Consider the following 17,142-nt stretch of genomic DNA (forward strand, 5'->3'; position numbering starts at 1 on the left):
CGGCACATCATCGCGCGTGATGTTCGGGCACAGGTCCGTCCGGGCCTAAATACGGGTATGCGGCACTTTGGGGCCGCACGGGACGCCTATAGTCGTGAGCGAGGTGGGGGAAGTCAATCACCCTGTTACCGCATTGTTACGATCAGGGTGTTACTGGCGTTACCGTGCCAGTGTGCAACGCTGGAACGCCCGGTTTACAGGCGTTCAAGGCCGACGAACGGGCAGTCGCCGAGCAATTGCGCGAGGGCGCGGCCATCTGCCAGGTGGAAGTCGTCCGGCACCAGTTCGGCCAGTGGGTACAGCACGAAAGGCCGGGCATGCATGTGGTAATGCGGCACTTTCAGGCGTGGCTCGTCGAGTACCAGGTCACCGAACAGCAGGATGTCCAGGTCCAGCGTGCGCGGGCCCCAGCGCTCCTTGCGCACGCGGCCCTGGCCGTTCTCGATGGCTTGCAGTGCATCGAGCAGCGCCAGAGGCGGCAGCGCGGTGTCCAGGGCGGCGACAGCGTTGGTGTAACGCGGTTGGCCGGGCAGCAGCGAATCGCTGGTGTACAAGGCCGAAGCCGCCACCAGGCGAGTACCCTCCACCTGGTCAAGCGCCTGCAAGGCACTGCGCAGTTGTTCGGCGGGTGCGTCCAGGTTGCTGCCCAGGCCGACGTAGGCGCGAGTCTTCACTCGGACGCCTCGTCACCACCGCGTTTGCGTTTGCTGGTGCTGCGTTTGCGTTTGCGCGGGCCGGCACCTTCGTCACGGCTGCCCAGCTCGCGAATCATCTCGCGACGCTCGCTGTCGTTGGCATCCTGGTAGTCGGTCCACCACTGGCCGAGGTCGTCGGTATCTTCCCCGGCGCTTTCACGCAGCAGCAGGAAGTCGTAACCGGCGCGGAAGCGAGGGTTGTCCAGCAGCATGTCGGCGCGTTTGCCGCTGCGCCGTGGCAGGCGCTCCTGCATGTCCCAGATCTCGCGGATCGGCAGCGTGAAACGCTTGGGGATGGCGATGCGCGCGCATTGCTCGGCGATCAGGTCGTGGGCCGCGCCGTTCATGGCGGGTATCGGCGGCACGCCCTGGTTCTGCAGGTGCAGCACGCGGGCCGGCAGGGCTGGCCACAGCAGTGCGGCGAACAGGAACGCCGGGGTTACCGGTTTGCCCTGCTTCACGCGCAGGTCGGTGTTTTGCAACGCTTGGCTGATCAGTGTGTGGGCGTAGGTCGGGCGCTCGTCCAGGGCGTGTGCGCTGGCCGGGAACAACGGCTCGAACAGCTGCAGGTCGACCAGCATCTCGAAGGCCATGGCGCCTTGGCCTGAGAGGAACAGCTTGAGGCTTTCCTCGAACAGGCGTGCGGGCGGAATCTCGCGCAGCAGCGGGGCAAGCTCGCGGATCGGCTGGACCGTGTGCTTCTCGATACCGAAGTCCAGCTTGGCGGCAAAACGCACCGCGCGCAGCATGCGCACAGGGTCTTCCTGGTAGCGGTGGGTCGGGTCGCCGATCAGCCGCAGCAGGCGGTTGCGCACATCGTGCACACCGTTGGCGTAATCGAGAATGCGCTCGCTGACCGGGTCGTAGTACAGGGCATTGATGGTGAAGTCGCGGCGTTGCGCGTCTTCTTCCAAGGTGCCGTACACGTTGTCACGCAGGATGCGGCCACTGGAATTGTGCGACGAACGGTGGCTGTCGCCCTGGTCGTCTTCCGAGTGAGGGGCGCGGAAGGTGGCAACTTCGATGATCTCACGGCCGAAATGCACGTGGACCAGTTTGAAGCGGCGACCAATGATGCGCGCGTTACGGAATTCGGCACGGACCTGTTCGGGGGTGGCGCTGGTGGCGACGTCGAAATCTTTCGGCGTAATGCCCAGCATCAGGTCGCGGACACAGCCACCGACCAGGTAAGCCTGGTAGCCGGCGCTCTGCAGGCGTTCCACGATATTCACCGCGTGGCGGCTGAACTGGTGGCGCTGCAGCGAGTGCTGGCTCTTGTTGATCACCTCAGGCGTAGTGCGCCTGTGGTGCGTGCCCGGTACGGGCGGGCGGAAAGACTGGAACAGCTTCTTCAGCATGGGATGCACTGTGTGAAGGAATGTTCGGCCAATAATAGGAGAATGGCCGCATGATGGGCGGGGATTCTAGCATTTACTCGGGGAATGGTGTAGGCGGGTAGCAGGATGCCTGCCAGAAGGGTAGAAACGACAAGGGGAGCCTAAGCTCCCCAAGAAGTCGTTGCGTGCTCTTATTGTTTTTTTTGCTGGGCTTTTTGTTTTTGTTGAGTGCCCTGTCCACAAATCTCGAAGCTTGTGGACGACCCCCAATCCAGGGGTTAAGAGCAAACGGATTGCTTTGGCCGCTGATGTCACGTTGATCTGTCGATCCAACCAGTTCAGGCGCTGCTTTTTAGTGCAGTTTTTGTTGTTCTCTGCCTGGTCGTGGGGCAAGCCCCAAACACGCATCCTCTCCAAAAGAATCAGTTAGCTGCGCCTCCGCCGTCTTGTTTTTATTGTGCGTGAGCCGTTTCGTCTTGTTCTTATTTTAGGTTGCAGTGCTTGTTATTGTTTTTGTACTAAGCATATAGCAGGTGCCGTGCCAACTTTTGCAAACCCAGTAAAATCAAGGGGTTGAGGCATTTCAGCAGTTTTCACGGCGCTCAAAATGTCGCAATTTCGTTACCGTACGCCTCGGGAACTGTTACGGCGGAAAGGTTGGGTAACAGATTTTTGTGGGAACTGATGTGTTACCTGGGGTGTTTCCGGGCCCGATGTGTTCGCCACACCCTGTTTAGCGCCTATGCGATCGAGCGCCGCCCGCGCGGCGCTTCGCGGGGCAAGCCCGCTCCCACATTTGTTTCGGGCCAATCAATCCTGAGGCATCGGAGCTCGCCCCTCTGTTGTTCCATTCAATCACGTCGTGCAGCAAGGGGCCGCGCGCCAATGGTGGCAGGACATATTGGCCCGAAACAGATGTGGGAGCGGGCTTGCCCCGCGAAGCGCCGCGCGAGCGGCGCTCGATCTCGAAGGCGACGCTGTGCCGAACTCAATTATCGCTGGTAGCGTTGCTCTTGCGCCGTGGAATGCCCAGGCGCTGGCGGCGTTCCCACAGGCACTTGCGGCTGACGCCAAGCTTGCGTGCCAGTTCGGTCTCGGTCATGTGGTCCTGATGCTCGAGTACGAAGTGCTGGAAGTAGTCTTCCAGCGACAGGTCCTCGGTCGGCTCGTGGCTGGCATTGGCAGCGCTGGCCACCACCAGGGCGTTGTTGAGGATCTCGTCCTCTTCCAGGTCGCTCAGCTCGATGTCGATGCCCAGCAGTTCGGCAGAAATTTCCGCGCTCTCGCTGAGGATCACCGCGCGCTCCACGGCGTTTTCCAGCTCTCGCACGTTACCCGGCCAGCTGTAGTGACGAATGGCTTGCTCGGCTTCGGCCGAGAAGTGCAGGTCGTCGCGGCCGATACGCGCGCTCTGGCGCGCCAGGAAGGCGCTGGCGATTTCGTTGACGTCGCTGCCGCGCTCGCGCAGGGCAGGCAGTTTCAGGGCGATCACGTGCAGGCGGTAGTAAAGGTCTTCGCGGAACTGGCCGGCCTTGGCCAGGTTCTTCAGGTCGCGGTGGGTCGCGGCGATCAGGCGCACATCGACCTTTTGCGATTGCACCGAACCCACCCGGCGAATCTCGCCTTCCTGCAGCACGCGCAGCAGGCGGGCCTGGGCTTCCAGCGGCAGTTCGCCGATTTCGTCGAGGAACAGCGTGCCGCCGTCGGCGGCTTCTACCAGGCCCGCACGCCCGGCGCTGGCGCCAGTGAACGCGCCTTTTTCGTGACCGAACAGTTCGGACTCGATCAGTGTCTCGGGGATGGCTGCGCAGTTCACCGAGATCATCGGTGCCTTGGCGCGGCGCGACAGGTTGTGCAGGGCGCGGGCCACCAGCTCTTTACCGGTACCCGATTCACCCTGGATCAGCACGTTGGAGTCGGTGGGCGCAACCTTGCGGATCTTGCTGTACATGTCCTGCATCGGCGGGCACGAGCCGATGATGCCGATTTCGCCATTGGCCGCAGCCGCGCTGCCTTTGTCGGCCGGGGCGGCCTTGCCATTGGCGGCGCGTGGCTCGGCAGCCGGTGCGGCGGCCGGGGTGTTCTGCCGGTCGCGCAGGATACGCGCCACGGCCTGCAGCATCTCGTCGTGGTCGAATGGCTTGGCGATGTAGTCCACCGCGCCCATTTTCATCGAGTCTACCGCCGAGCGCAGGCTGGCGTAACTGGTCATGATCAGCACCGGGGTGCCCTGACCAAGCTTGATCAGCTCGGTACCGGGTGCGCCTGGCAGGCGCAGGTCGCTGACGATCAGGTCGAAGGTGGCAATGCTGAAGCGTTCCTGGGCTTCCTGCACCGAGCCGGCTTCGCTGACTTGGTACTGGTTCCGCTCGAGCAGGCGACGCAAGGCCGAGCGGATGATGGTTTCGTCTTCGACGATCAGAATATGCGGCATTGATTCAATTCTCTCGACGGTCTCGAATTTCAGGGGACGTCGCTACGACATGCCGGGGCAGGGTCACGCGGATCCGGGTGCCACGTTGCCGTTCGATATCGGCCGGGCTGTCGATGGTGATTTGCCCATAATGCTCTTCCACGATGGAATAGACCAGAGCGAGCCCCAGTCCGGTTCCCTCGCCAGGGTCCTTGGTGGTGAAGAAGGGCTCGAACAGGCGGTCCATGATGTTCTTCGGTATCCCGCTGCCCTCGTCCTCGACGATCAGGTCGACGGTGTGTTCGCTGACCTCGGTGCGCACGCGCACGGCACTGCCGGGCTTTGATGCGTCGCGGGCGTTGGAGAGCAGGTTGATCAGCACCTGGGCCAGGCGCTGCGGGTCCCCTTCGGCCCAGTGGTCGGGGTTGCAGAGGTTGAAGAACTGGACTTCGAAATTGCGCCGGTTCAAGGCCAGCAGACCGATGGCGTCCTGCGCCACTTCGGCCAGGCACACCGGTTCTTCGCTGTTCTGGTGGCTGCCGCCGGCATGGGCGAAGCTCATCAATGACTGGACGATGCGCGACACCCGCTTGGTCTGGTCGAGGATCTGGCTGGACAGCTCGATGATTTCGCCATCGCCCTCGCGTTCCTCGCGCAGGTTTTGCGCCAGGCAGGCGATGCCGGTTATCGGGTTGCCGATTTCGTGGGCCACGCCGGCGGCCAGGCGCCCAATGCTGGCCAGGCGCTCGGAGTGCACCAGCTTGTCTTCCAGTGCCTGGGTTTCGGTAAGGTCTTCCACCAACAGCACAAGGCCGCTGTTACCGGGTGCCAGGGGCTCGTCAATGGCTGCCTTGTGCAGGTTCAGCCAGCGCGGTTGCCCGTCCAGTGCCAGGCGCTGCTTGTGCAAGTGCTCGTCGGGCAGGTTGATGAAGCCTTGCAGCAGGCCGCGCCAGGGCTCGTCGATGGTGAGCAGACGCGAGCCGACCACGTGCTTGGCGGCGATGCCGGTGAGCTCTTCCATGGCCTTGTTCCACATCAGGATTTCCTGGTCCTTGGCCAGCGAGCACACGCCCATGGGAAGCTCTTGCAGGGTCTGGCGATGGTAGCGGCGCAGGGCGTCGAGCTCGGCGGCCAGGCCGGTCAGGCGCGAGTGGTAGTCTTCCAGGCGGCTTTCGATGAAATGGATGTCTTCGGTCACATAGTTTTCGTTACCGGACTTGTAGGGCAGGAAGGTTTCGACCATGTCCTGGGCCACGCTCGGGCCCATCAGGCCGGACAGGTTGGCCTCGATGCGGTCGCGCAGGCGGCGCAAGGCGTAGGGGCGGCGCTCGTCGAACGGTAAGTAGAGGTCACGCAGGGCCTGCTCCACTTCTTTTTGTGCAGCCTTGGCACCCAGCGGCTTGGCCAGTTGGGTGGCAAACTCCTGCGGCGAGGCGGCGTGCAACTCGCGGCGCTGCGGGCGGCGTACGTTGTCCACGGCGCAGGCTTCTGCCGCGCTGACTTCTTCGCTGCTGGCGTTGGTGAACAGCGAGATCAGGGTGAACAGCAAAACGTTGGCCGCCAGCGAGGCAATGGCCGCCATGTGCCAGCTGGTATCGTCCAGCACATAGATCATGTCCAGCAGCGGTATATAGAAGCCCTGCAGGTTGCCCAGCAGCGGCAGCAGCATGGTCACCATCCACACCAGGGTGCCGGCCAGCAACCCGGCGATGAAGCCGCGCCGGTTGGCGGTGGGCCAGTACAGCACCGATAGTACGCCCGGCAGGAACTGCAGGGTGGCGACGAAGGCGACAATGCCCAGGTTGGCCAGGCTCTGGTGGTTGTTCTGGGTCAGGTAGAACATGAAGCCGGCGGTAATGATGGCGACGATCAGCGCGCGACGGGTCCACTTCAGCCAACGGTAGATGTTGCCTTCGGCCGGGGGCTGGTACAGGGGCAGCACCAAGTGGTTGAGGGCCATGCCCGACAGTGCCAGGGTGGTGACGATGATCAGGCCGCTGGCGGCTGACAAGCCGCCGATGTAGGCCAGCAGCGCCAGTGCTTCGTTGTTGGCGGCAATCCCCAGGCCCAGGGTGAAGTACTCGGGGTTGGTGCTGGCGCCCAGGCGCAGGCCGGCCCACAGCACCAGCGGCACGGCCAGGCTCATCAGCAGCAGGAACAGCGGCAGGCCCCAGCTGGCACTGACCAGCGAGCGCGGGTTGAGGTTTTCGGTGAAGGCCATGTGGTACATGTGCGGCATGACGATGGCCGAGGCGAAGAACACCAGCAGCAGGGTGCGCCATGGGCCTTCCTGCAGCGGGGTGTGCAGGGCGGCCAGGGCGGTCTGGTTCTGCAGTAGCCAGACCTCCAGCTCGTGCGGGCCGCCGAATACGCCGTACAGGGCGTAAAGGCCTATGCCGCCCAAGGCCAGCAGCTTGATCACCGACTCGAAGGCGATGGCGAATACCAGCCCTTCGTGTTTTTCGCGCGTGGCAATGTGTCGCGAGCCGAAGAAGATGGTGAACAGAATGATCAGCGTACAGAACGCAAAGGCTACCCTGGCCTTGACCGGCTCACCGGTGAGGATGCTGATCGAGTCGGCCACCGCCTGTATCTGCAGCGCCAGCAAGGGCAACACGCCGATCAGCATGATGATGGTGGTCAATGCGCCGGCCCAGGTGCTGCGAAAGCGGAACGCCAGCAGGTCGGCCAGCGATGAAAGCTGGTAGGTGCGGGTGATCTTGAGGATCGGGTAGAGCAACACCGGTGCCAGCAGGAATGCGCCGGATACCCCCAGGTAACAGGCCAGGAAGCCATAGCCGTACTGGTAGGCCAGGCCCACCGAGCCATAAAAGGCCCAGGCACTGGCATACACGCCCAGCGACAGGGTGTAGGTGAGGGGGTGGCGAATGATCGAACGCGGGATCAACCCGCGCTCGCTGATCCAGGCCACGCCAAACAGCACCATGAGGTACCCGGCGCTGATCAGGATCATCTGGGTCAGGCTAAAGCTCATCGGCATCTCGTTGGCTCTGCAGGATGAAGGTGACGACGATCAGGATCAGCCAGAGCAGGTACGGGCGGTACCAGGCTCCGGTCGGTTCGATCCACCAGTCCATGATGGCCGGGGAGAACAGGTAGATCCCCACGACCAGAAGCAGGACCAAACGATAGATGTACATGCTGGCCTCGATGGTTGGGCGCTGCGGGCTTGGACTTATTATTGGCGCAAATGACTGGGGGGATGCTAGCGGGAATCCATTGCGTTAGCCAAGGGTTTGAAATTATTGGGCTTTTGTTATTGAGGGTTGGTTTACCCGCGAAAGCGCCGGGCCTGCCTCAGCGCAAATCAGCCTCAGGCACCGTGGTCCGCTGCGCGATCGCCTCCGGCCGCCACTGCTTGCGGGCTATCGCCAACACTTCAGCCGGCGTAGCCAGTAGTAAATCGGGGTCTGTTTCTTGCCCCAGCGCCCGCAATGCCCGCAACAGCAGCGGTGTAGCCTGCTCAGCCTGCAGGGGTGGCGACCGGTACGACTTGCCCAGCTTGTGCCCATCCGGCTGCACGATCAGCGGAATATGCAAATAGCGCGGCTGTGAGAAGCCCAGCAGCTCCTGCAGGTACAGCTGACGCGGGGTGTTGTCGAGCAGGTCGGCGCCGCGCACGATGTCGGTAACACCCTGCCAGGCATCGTCCAGCACCACCGCCAGCTGGTACGCATACAGCCCGTCGCGGCGCTGGATGACAAAGTCGCCCACCTCACGCCCCAGGTGTTGCTGGTACTCGCCCTGCACCCGGTCGGTAAAGCGGTAGATCAGCTCTGGCACGCGCAAGCGGATCGCCGCACCTTCACGGGCATGGCCGGCATTGCGGCACAGGCCTGGGTAAATGCCGTTGTAACCCTCCAGCTGCTTGCGCGAGCAGGTACAGGCATAGGCCAGGCCCATGTTGAACAGGCGGTCGACGACCGCGGCATAGGCGTCGTGCCGCTGGCTCTGGAACACGACCTCGCCATCCCATTCCAGCGCGTAACGCTCCAGGGTTTGCAGGATGGCATCACGGGCACCGGGCATTTCCCGGGGTGGGTCGGTGTCTTCCATGCGCAGCAACCAGCGACCGTTCACGGCGCGGGCGTCGAGCCAGGAGGCCAGGGCGGCGACCAGCGAGCCGAAGTGCAAAAAGCCGCTGGGGGTGGGGGCGAAGCGCCCGATGTAGCTGGAGTCGGTCATGTCAGGCTGGGCATATAAATGAAACGGGGCGCATGAAGCGCCCCGTTCAGGTGGAAGAAAGGTCAGCCTTTACCGACCGTTTTTTCCTTTTTCTCGGCAATTTCCTTGCAGTCGAAACACAGGTCTGCGGTCGGACGGGCTTCCAGACGGCGCAGGCCGATCTCGATGCCGCAGGAATCACACCAGCCGTACTCTTCGTCCTGGATCTTCTGCAGGGTCTTGTCGATTTTCTTGATCAGCTTGCGCTCGCGGTCACGGTTGCGCAGCTCAAGAGCAAATTCTTCTTCCTGGCTGGCACGGTCGGCCGGGTCCGGGAAGTTCGCAGCTTCATCCTTCATGTGGTCTACGGTGCGATCCACACTGTGCATGAGCTCGCCTTTCCAGGCATTGAGAAGCTTGGTGAAGTGCTTCTTCATGGGCTCACCCATGTACTCTTCGCCCTTGGTCTCTTTATAGGGCTCGACACCGTACATGGTTCCGGTTTTTTGCTTTTCTACGGTGGACATGAATAGACCGCCTCTCACTCATCTGATCCAATGCGCAGGATGCTCCATCCCCGGCGACCGCCGGCCCTGCGACTGCGAGCCGCCGAACTTACCAGATAGATCGGGGGTGCGCTACCCCGCCCGATCCTGCTTATTGACATCGGCGCGAGCCGTACGTTCGTTGGCGTGCAGAGGTAGAATCTCCAGTTTAGACCCAATTGAGAGAAGGTCATGGCCCACCCCTACAGTGCGCGCAGCCGCGCCATCGAACCCTTCCACGTCATGGCGCTGCTGGCCCGGGCCAACGAGCTGCAGGCGGCCGGGCACGACGTGATCCACCTGGAAATCGGCGAGCCGGACTTCACCACGGCCGCACCGATCGTCGCCGCCGGCCAGGCCGCGCTGGCTGCCGGGCACACCCGCTACACCGCTGCACGCGGCCTGCCGGTACTGCGTGAAGCGATCGCCGGCTTTTATGGCCAGCGTTATGGCCTGAATATCGACCCGCAGCGCATCCTGATTACCCCAGGTGGTTCTGGCGCGCTGCTGCTGGCCAGCAGTCTGCTGGTCGACCCGGGCAAGCACTGGCTGCTGGCCGACCCGGGTTACCCGTGCAATCGCCACTTCCTGCGCCTGGTCGAGGGCGGGGCGCAGCTGGTGCCGGTGGGCCCGGAGGTGAACTACCAGCTGACCGCCGACCTGGTCGAACGTTACTGGGACAAGGACACGGTCGGTGCCCTGGTCGCGTCGCCGGCTAACCCGACTGGTACTGTGCTGGGGCGCGAAGCGTTGGCCAGCCTTGCCAAAGCCACCCATGAGCGGCATGGCCACCTGGTGGTGGACGAGATCTACCATGGCCTCACCTATGGCATGGACGCGCCAAGTGTGCTGGAAGTCGACGACTCGGCGTTCGTCCTGAATAGTTTTTCCAAGTATTACGGCATGACCGGTTGGCGCCTTGGCTGGCTGGTGGCCCCACCCGGCGCAGTGGCCGACCTGGAGAAACTGGCGCAGAACCTGTACATCAGTGCACCGAGCATGGCCCAGCATGCCGCGCTGGCATGCTTCCAGCCCGAGAGCCTGGCCATTTTCGAGGAGCGCCGCGCCGAGTTCGCCCGCCGCCGCGACTACCTGCTGCCCGCCCTGCGCGAACTGGGCTTCCGCATAGCCGTCGAGCCGCAGGGGGCGTTTTACCTGTATGCCGATATCAGTGCCTTTGGCGGTGATGCGTTTGCCTTCTGCCGGCACTTTCTGGAAACCGAGCACGTGGCCTTTACGCCGGGCCTGGACTTTGGCCGTCACCTGGCTGGGCACCATGTGCGCTTTGCCTACACCCAGAGCCTGCCGCGCCTGGAAGAGGCGGTGCAGCGCATTGCCCGTGGCCTGCGGAGCTGGCAAGGCTGATGCAGTTCTATCCCCCACTCGAACAGGGCCGCCTGCTGCGCCGTTACAAGCGCTTTCTGGCGGACATCGAACTGGCCAGCGGCGAACAGCTGACCATTCACTGCCCGAACACCGGTTCCATGCTCAATTGCATGCGTGAAGGCGGGCAGGTGTGGTTTAGCCGCTCCAACGACCCCAAGCGCAAACTGCCAGGCACCTGGGAAATCAGCGAAACCCCACAGGGGCGGCTGGCCTGTGTGAACACTGGGCGGGCTAACGCGCTGGTCGAAGAGGCACTGCGGGCCGGCGTCATCGCCGAACTGGCCGGTTTTACCGCGCTCAAGCGCGAAGTCGCGTACGGAGAGGAAAGCAGCCGCATCGACTTTCGCCTGGAGTTCGACGGTGCCCCTGCGTATGTCGAGGTGAAGAGCGTGACCTTGGGTTACCCCGACAGCACGGTCGCGGCTTTTCCCGATGCGGTGACACAGCGCGGTGCCAAGCACCTGCGCGAGCTGGCGAAGCTGGCCCGGCAGGGCGTGCGGGCGGTGCAGTTGTACTGCGTGAACCTGACTGGCATCAATGCCGTACGCCCAGCTGAGGAAATCGACGCAGCCTATGCCCAGGCCCTGCGTGCGGCGGTGGCGGACGGGGTGGAGGTGCTGGCCTACGGCACCCGCCTGAGCGCCGAAGGCATTGTTATTGATTGCCGCCTGCCGGTGCTGCTTACGCCGTGAGCCAGATGCCTTGGCTGTCTTCGTGACAGCCCAGGGCCAGCAGTTGCTCACCCTCGCAAGGGCCGGCTACGCACTCGCCGCTTTCAATCAGGAACAGCGCGCCATGGTGGGCGCAGTGGATGAGGCTGGCGCTGTCATCGAGAAAGGCATCTTGCGTCCAGTTCAGCGGGATGCTGCGGTGCGGGCACCGGTTGCGGTAGAGGTACACCTGGCCCTGGCGGCGCACGCCGAACAGTTCGAGGCCGTCTACGCTGAAGGCGCGGCTTTGGCCTTCGGCCAGGGTGTGGGAGGTACAGAGCAAGTGCATGGCGAGGACGACTCATGAAACAGATGATGACTTGACGCGTCAATGCGAATAATTATCAAATTGCCCGCATTCGCTGCGCCTGGCCCCTATGGTGCGCAGTTCTGTCGCCCGCCACAAGGCGCGCGGCTCGCCTTCAGAAGGAACCCCATGATGCGCCGTCCAGTCGCCTTGCTCGCCCTCTGCGCAAGCCTTGTGCTCTCCACCACGGCCCTGGCGGCCGAGTTGCCGCAACGCTGGGTCAGCGCGGGTGGCGCCCTGAGCGAGTGGATAACTGCATTGGGCGGCGAAGCGCGGCTTGTCGGTGTGGACACCACCAGCCAGCACCCGGCATCGCTGAAATCACTGCCCAGCGTGGGTTACCAGCGGCAGTTGTCCGCTGAAGGCATTCTCAGCCTGCGCCCGGATGTACTGGTGGGCACCGAGGAAATGGGCCCGCCGCCGGTACTGGCGCAAATTCGCAAGGCCGGTGTGCAGGTGGAGTTGTTCTCCAGCAAGGCCGAACTGACGGCGGTGGATGAAAACCTCAAGCATCTGGGGCAGTTGCTTGGCGCAGAGCAGCAAGCTTCGGCGTTGGCGGCGGGCTACCACCAGCAGATCGAGGCGGTGCAGGCCAAGGTCAAGCAGGCTCAGGCAGGGCAAAAGGCACCTGGGGTGCTACTGCTGGTCGGCCATGCCGGGGCCAAGCCGCTGATCGCCGGGCAGGGCACTGCGGGTGACTGGCTGCTGGGCCAGGCGGGTGGGCACAACCTTGCAGAACATCAAGGCTACAAGAACTTCTCCAACGAAGCCTTGGCGGCGCTGGACCCGGATGTGATCGTGTTTTCCGACCGGGCGCTGGCCGATGAGCAGGCCTTGCAGGCGCTGTTGAAAGAAAACCCCGCGCTGGCTGCCTCGCGGGCTGTGCGTGAGAAACGCCTGGTGTCACTGGACCCGACGCTGCTGGTAGGCGGGCTTGGCCCACGCCTGCCATCGACCTTGCAGTCGCTGGCAGCCACCTTCTACCCGGCGGCCCAGGCCAGCTTCGCGCAATGAAACAGCGGGTCCAGCCACGTACGTTGTTCATTTGCCTTAGTCTGCTGTGCCTGTTGGCGGTGTGGTTGTCGCTGGCCTTGGGGCCGGTCAGCCTGCCGCTGTTCGACACCCTGCGCGCCGGCCTGCGCCTGTTGGGGCTGCCGATTGCGGCTGACGGCCTGCAGCAGGCCGAGATGATCCTGGGCCAGATCCGCCTGCCGCGTACCTTGCTCGGGCTGGCGGTGGGCGCGGTGCTGGCGCTGTCCGGCGTGGCCATGCAGGGGCTGTTCCGCAACCCGCTGGCCGATCCAGGGCTGGTGGGGGTTGCCGCTGGGGCGGCGATGGGTGCAGCGGTCGCCATTGTCGGTGGTGCCTGGTTTGGCGGCATGCCGGACGCTTTCGCGCCCTATCTGTTGTCGTTCTGCGCTTTTGTCGGGGGGCTTGGGGTGACCGCGTTGGTCTACCGACTGGGGCGGCGCGATGGCCAGACCAACGTTGCCACGATGCTGCTGGCGGGCGTGGCCATGACTGCGCTGGGCGGCGCGGCCGTTGGGCTGTTCTCTTACCTGGCCGACGACGCCACCCTGCGCACACTGACATTCTGGAACCTCGGCAGCCTGAACGGTGCCAGCTACGAACGGCTGTGGCCGTTGCTACTGGTGGCGGCGGGGGTAGCGGTGTGGCTGCCGCGCCGGGCCAAGGCGCTGAATGCCCTGTTACTGGGTGAGTCGGAGGCGCGCCACCTGGGCGTTGACGTGGAGCGACTCAAGCGCGAGCTGGTGTTCTGCACGGCGCTGGGCGTAGGTGCGGCAGTGGCAGCAGCAGGGCTGATCGGTTTTATCGGCCTGGTGGTGCCGCACCTGGTGCGCTTGCTGGCAGGGCCTGATCACCGCGTGGTGCTACCGGCCTCGTTGCTGGCCGGGGGCGTGCTGATGCTGTTCGCCGACCTGGCGGCGCGGCTGCTGCTGGCACCTGCCGAGTTGCCGATTGGTATTGTCACGGCCTTCATCGGTGCGCCGTTCTTTCTGGTCCTGCTGATAAGAGGGCGCAGCTGATGTTGCAAGTCGAAGGCCTGCACCTGCGGCGGGGGAGCAACGAAGTGCTGCACGACATTCACCTGCAACTGAGCCCGGGGCAGGTGGTGGGTGTGCTCGGCCCCAACGGTGCCGGCAAGAGCAGCCTGCTGGCTGTGTTGTGTGGCGAGCTGGCGCCCGAGCGAGGGCGGGTGACGTTGCAGGGCCGGCCCCTCACCGATTGGCCTGGGCAGGAGCGGGCCAGGCGCCTGGCAGTGTTGCCACAGGTGTCCAGCCTGGGCTTCTCGTTCCGGGTCGAGGAAGTGGTGGGCATGGGGCGCATGCCTCATGGCACCGGGCAGCAGCGCGATGCGCAAATTGTCGAAGCGGCGTTGCAGGCGGCGGATGCCTGGCACCTGGTGGGGCGCAGTTACCTGGCGCTCTCCGGTGGCGAGCGCCAGCGGGTGCACCTGGCCCGCGTGCTGGCCCAGCTATGGCCGGGCGAGGAGGGGGCCACGCTGCTGCTCGACGAACCGACCTCGATGCTCGACCCACTGCACCAGCACACTACCCTTGAATCCGTGCGCCGCTTCGCCGACCGCGGCGCTGCGGTGCTGGTGATCCTGCATGACCTGAATCTGGCTGCGCGCTACTGTGACCGTATCCTGTTGCTGGAGCAGGGGCGCTGCCATGCGTTTGCCACGCCCGAAGCGGTATTGACGCCAGCGGCACTGAAGGCGGTGTACGGTATCGACGTACTGGTGCAGGCGCACCCAGAGCGTGGGCACCCACTGATCATCACACGCTAGGAGGCATTGTCGATGCGTCATCTGCTGCTGTCGGGTTTCTCGCTTTGCCTGATGTTTTCACTGGGCGGCTGCCAGGCCAGCCTGCCGCCACTGCCCTCCTGGCAGAGCAGTGAAGGGCGCACGCATGCCGAGTTGGGGCACATCATCGATCTTGCCAGTGGCCGGGCGATCAGCCCTGAGCAACTGGTGCAGCGCCTGGCAGGCACCCCTCGCGTGCTGGTGGGCGAAAAACATGACAACCCGGACCATCACGCGTTGCAACTCTGGCTGCTACGCGCGATGCAGGGGAAGCGCGTGCAAGGCAGTCTCCTGCTGGAAATGCTGCAGCCTGAGCAGCAACCGCTGGTCGACAAGGTTCAGGGGCAGCCGCTGCCGGCGAACTTGCCCAAGGCGCTGGCCTGGCAGGAAGGGTGGGATTGGCAGCTGTACGGGCCGATAGTGCGTGAGGCCTTGCAGGACCGAGTGCAACTGCTGGCCGCCAACCTGTCGCCGGGTGAGATGCGTCAGGCCTATCGACAGCCAGCCCCGCTGACTGGCAAAAGGTCCAATGCACCGGCGGTAAAGGGTGCTTTGCTCGAGCAGGTACGCGCTGGCCATTGTGGGATGCTGCCGGAAAGCCAGTTGCCGGCGATGCTGGCTGTGCAGCAGCAGCGCGACCGGCGCATGGCCGAGCGGTTGCTGTCCGCGCCGCAGCCAGCGTTGCTGTTTGCCGGGGCCTATCACGTGCGCAAGGACCTGGGCATACCCTTGCACCTGGCAGATCTGGGGGCGTCGGCGTCGGGGGAGACCAAGGTATTGCTGCTGGCCGAGGTGGGCGAGCAGGTTGAGCCAGGCCAGGCTGATTACGTGTGGTACACCGCGGCGATGCCGGAGCAGGATTACTGCGCGCAGTTTCGCCAGTAGTGTGGGCCAGGCGGCACAAACCCCCAGGCAAAAAAGTGCCGGTGTCAATTCTTTCGCGCAAATCAAGAAGGACTTGAAACCGTATATGGGACAGTAGGTTAGCTCCTTTCGGGGCCGCTTAGAAGAAGAGCGGCGTTGTCGGCTAGGAGCGACATAGGAGCGTTGGGAGAGAAAGCCGCATCGCACTGTGTAGTGCTGGATTGCCGAGGAACGGCGGGCCTGTCGCATCATCATAGCCCAACAGGCTCGGCGGCATCCAGAATGAAGAACGCGCAGCCTGGGCTGCGCGTTCGATGGATGCCGTTGAATAGCATGCGGTGCAATCATGGCGGCTTCGGTGGTGTGCTGCGGGTCGCCGTGCCCTTCCTGAATCCTCGATCCCCCGCCATGAACGCTTCCAGCATATGCGGGATCAGCGTCGCCGCATCAACGGCCTCGCCATACGCCTGCGCGTGTAGCGCGGCGTAGCGGTCGAGGTCGACTTTCAAGCTGGTCGGGCAAACGAAAGTCAGCTTGGTGCTCTCGGTCTTCGGCAGCGGGCCGAGCCGCAGCTTCTTGGTCGTGCTCATCGTGAAGTCCCCCGGTTGAAGAACAGCGGCTGGTACGGCCGCAGCACCAGATCCCGGTTGACGATGATGCGAACCGGCAGGCCCGGCCGTTGCGTTAAGGTCGGCTGGATGTTGAGGTTGCGCCGGGTCATCTCCTGGCCGACCTGATTGATGCTGTCCTGCGCGCTGTCGCGCCCAGCGATGATGACGCGATCACCATCCTGCCGGTTCTCCGGCGCGGCCAGCTCGGCACCGACGCCCAGCAGCGTGGTGAGTGCCGCACCGGCAAAGATGCGGCCCCAGTGGTAGTCCACATCGTCCTCCAGCCCGGCATAGCCGGCTGGGTCGGTGCCGGCCAGGTTGTCGAGCGTGAGCGAAGACGTGTCCGGCAGGATGATCCGGTTCCAGACGACTTGAACGCGGCTCTGCCCGTAGCTGACCTGGCTGTTGTATTTGCCCAGGATGCGCGAACCCTGCGGAATCAGCAGGAAGCGCCCGGTGGCTGTGTCATAGACCGGCTCCGTCACCGTGGCGATCACGTCGCCGGGCAAGTCCGACTTGATGCCCGTCACCAAGGCACCTGCGACCACTGTTCCGGCCATAACCTGATACGGCGAAATTGGCAGAGTCAGATTGCCGGAATTACGGGTTTCAGTGGGGCCAGCTTTCATGAAAGCCTCTTTCTGGTCTTGCCGGTTTTGCACCGCTGTCGGGTCAGCAGGTTGGGCCGCCGTGGAGGCCGGCCCGGCCGCCAGCGGGTCAAACGCCGCATTGGCGGCGAAGCCCGGCGCAGCGGCCACCTGTGTCTGCGCTACCGGCGCCGCATTCTGCCCACCCGAGCGGAAGAACACGGACGAGGCCGCGGCCGCCTCGGCTTCTTTTCGCAGGGCATCGTTCGGGTCGTGACCGGGGGCCGCGTAGGCAGCCGTCGCCGGTTGCTGCGACTTCACGATAGCCGGGCCAAGATCGCCCGGCAGCGGTGGCCCTAGTTCGGGAACGGCAGGCAGCAACGCCGGCGGCAGCTTGGAATAGTCCGTCGGCAGCGCATCCAGTCCTTCCGACTTTGACACGCGATCGACGTTGTAAAGCTCGGTCTGCTCGCCTGTGCTGCGTCGATGAGGTTGCAGCGACCACATCAGCGCGCCGAGCACGGCGACCGCTAGGACGCCGGCAAGGATGGCCAGCGAGCGCCGGTTCAGGCGTGTGACTGGACGCGGCTGGGCGCGCAGCGCCACTGCCTCCGGCGCCACCTTGTCCGCCTGCGGCGCGGCAAGGTCGGGAGTGTCATCCTGGCTCAT

The 17,142-nt window shown here is 64.0% G+C and carries 16 protein-coding genes; 6 read left to right on the forward strand and 10 right to left on the reverse strand.

Annotation, left to right across the window (positions count from 1 at the left end):
* Positions 1-194: 194 nt before the first annotated feature.
* The 7 genes from folK to dksA form a co-directional block, all read right to left on the reverse strand.
* Positions 195-674: a 2-amino-4-hydroxy-6-hydroxymethyldihydropteridine diphosphokinase gene (folK, locus tag J3A71_RS04175; protein ID WP_016489154.1), complete on the reverse strand. Its 480-nt coding sequence runs from the start codon at positions 672-674 to the stop codon at positions 195-197.
* Complete coding sequence (locus tag J3A71_RS04180; protein ID WP_016489153.1) at positions 671-2,053, reverse strand: polynucleotide adenylyltransferase PcnB; 1,383 nt, start codon at positions 2,051-2,053, stop codon at positions 671-673. Before J3A71_RS04180 ends, folK begins: the two co-directional genes overlap by 4 nt.
* Positions 2,054-3,020: 967 nt before the next feature.
* The gene (locus J3A71_RS04185; protein WP_016489152.1) at positions 3,021-4,466 is read right to left on the reverse strand and encodes a sigma-54 dependent transcriptional regulator; all 1,446 of its coding nucleotides are present in this window, start codon (positions 4,464-4,466) and stop codon (positions 3,021-3,023) included.
* Positions 4,467-4,470: 4 nt separating this feature from the next.
* Positions 4,471-7,446 (reverse strand): sensor histidine kinase, encoded by a 2,976-nt coding sequence (locus tag J3A71_RS04190; protein ID WP_016489151.1) that lies wholly within the window; start codon positions 7,444-7,446, stop codon positions 4,471-4,473.
* Complete coding sequence (locus J3A71_RS04195; RefSeq protein WP_003250005.1) at positions 7,430-7,606, reverse strand: hypothetical protein; 177 nt, start codon at positions 7,604-7,606, stop codon at positions 7,430-7,432. Before J3A71_RS04195 ends, J3A71_RS04190 begins: the two co-directional genes overlap by 17 nt.
* A 157-nt stretch (positions 7,607-7,763) precedes the next feature.
* Positions 7,764-8,651 (reverse strand): tRNA glutamyl-Q(34) synthetase GluQRS, encoded by an 888-nt coding sequence (gene gluQRS, locus J3A71_RS04200; RefSeq protein WP_060519912.1) that lies wholly within the window; start codon positions 8,649-8,651, stop codon positions 7,764-7,766.
* A 62-nt stretch (positions 8,652-8,713) separates the two neighbouring features.
* Entirely contained in the window at positions 8,714-9,157 is a 444-nt protein-coding gene (gene dksA, locus J3A71_RS04205; protein ID WP_016489149.1) for an RNA polymerase-binding protein DksA, read from the reverse strand.
* A 210-nt stretch (positions 9,158-9,367) separates the two neighbouring features.
* Here dksA and J3A71_RS04210 point away from each other — a divergent pair, with 210 nt between their 5' ends.
* Both J3A71_RS04210 and sfsA read left to right on the forward strand, forming a co-directional pair.
* Positions 9,368-10,540 carry a pyridoxal phosphate-dependent aminotransferase gene (locus tag J3A71_RS04210; RefSeq protein WP_096426764.1) on the forward strand — a complete coding sequence of 391 codons (1,173 nt, stop codon included), beginning with the start codon at positions 9,368-9,370 and terminating at the stop codon, positions 10,538-10,540.
* Positions 10,540-11,253: a DNA/RNA nuclease SfsA gene (sfsA, locus tag J3A71_RS04215; protein ID WP_023049291.1), complete on the forward strand. Its 714-nt coding sequence runs from the start codon at positions 10,540-10,542 to the stop codon at positions 11,251-11,253. The genes J3A71_RS04210 and sfsA overlap by 1 nt, the downstream gene beginning before the upstream one ends.
* On the opposite strand, the gene J3A71_RS04220 is transcribed toward sfsA, so the two are convergent.
* Complete coding sequence (locus tag J3A71_RS04220; protein ID WP_016489146.1) at positions 11,243-11,560, reverse strand: Rieske (2Fe-2S) protein; 318 nt, start codon at positions 11,558-11,560, stop codon at positions 11,243-11,245. The two genes, sfsA and J3A71_RS04220, sit on opposite strands and share 11 nt — an antisense overlap.
* 147 nt (positions 11,561-11,707) lie before the next feature.
* Between J3A71_RS04220 and J3A71_RS04225 the strand changes: the two genes are divergently transcribed.
* From J3A71_RS04225 to J3A71_RS04240, 4 genes are read left to right on the forward strand one after another with little or no spacing between them, the layout of a single operon-like run.
* A complete protein-coding gene (locus J3A71_RS04225) occupies positions 11,708-12,592 on the forward strand; it encodes an ABC transporter substrate-binding protein (protein WP_023049290.1) in 885 nt (294 codons plus the stop codon).
* Positions 12,593-12,642: 50 nt separating this feature from the next.
* Positions 12,643-13,626 carry an iron ABC transporter permease gene (locus J3A71_RS04230; RefSeq protein ID WP_161775545.1) on the forward strand — a complete coding sequence of 328 codons (984 nt, stop codon included), beginning with the start codon at positions 12,643-12,645 and terminating at the stop codon, positions 13,624-13,626.
* A complete protein-coding gene (locus tag J3A71_RS04235) occupies positions 13,626-14,393 on the forward strand; it encodes a heme ABC transporter ATP-binding protein (RefSeq protein WP_016489143.1) in 768 nt (255 codons plus the stop codon). Before J3A71_RS04230 ends, J3A71_RS04235 begins: the two co-directional genes overlap by 1 nt.
* Before the next feature lie 12 nt (positions 14,394-14,405).
* Positions 14,406-15,296, forward strand: coding sequence for a ChaN family lipoprotein (locus J3A71_RS04240; RefSeq protein ID WP_060519906.1), 891 nt, complete (start codon positions 14,406-14,408; stop codon positions 15,294-15,296).
* A gap of 323 nt (positions 15,297-15,619) precedes the next feature.
* Here J3A71_RS04240 and J3A71_RS04245 read toward each other — a convergent pair whose 3' ends face one another.
* Both J3A71_RS04245 and J3A71_RS04250 read right to left on the reverse strand, forming a co-directional pair.
* Positions 15,620-15,865 (reverse strand): DUF2274 domain-containing protein, encoded by a 246-nt coding sequence (locus J3A71_RS04245; protein WP_000108283.1) that lies wholly within the window; start codon positions 15,863-15,865, stop codon positions 15,620-15,622.
* Positions 15,862-17,142 carry a TrbI/VirB10 family protein gene (locus J3A71_RS04250; protein ID WP_003092274.1) on the reverse strand — a complete coding sequence of 427 codons (1,281 nt, stop codon included), beginning with the start codon at positions 17,140-17,142 and terminating at the stop codon, positions 15,862-15,864. The genes J3A71_RS04245 and J3A71_RS04250 overlap by 4 nt, the downstream gene beginning before the upstream one ends.

It is taken from the genome of Pseudomonas sp. PvP089, from assembly GCF_017875165.1.
In the GTDB taxonomy this organism is placed as follows: domain Bacteria; phylum Pseudomonadota; class Gammaproteobacteria; order Pseudomonadales; family Pseudomonadaceae; genus Aquipseudomonas; species Aquipseudomonas fortuita.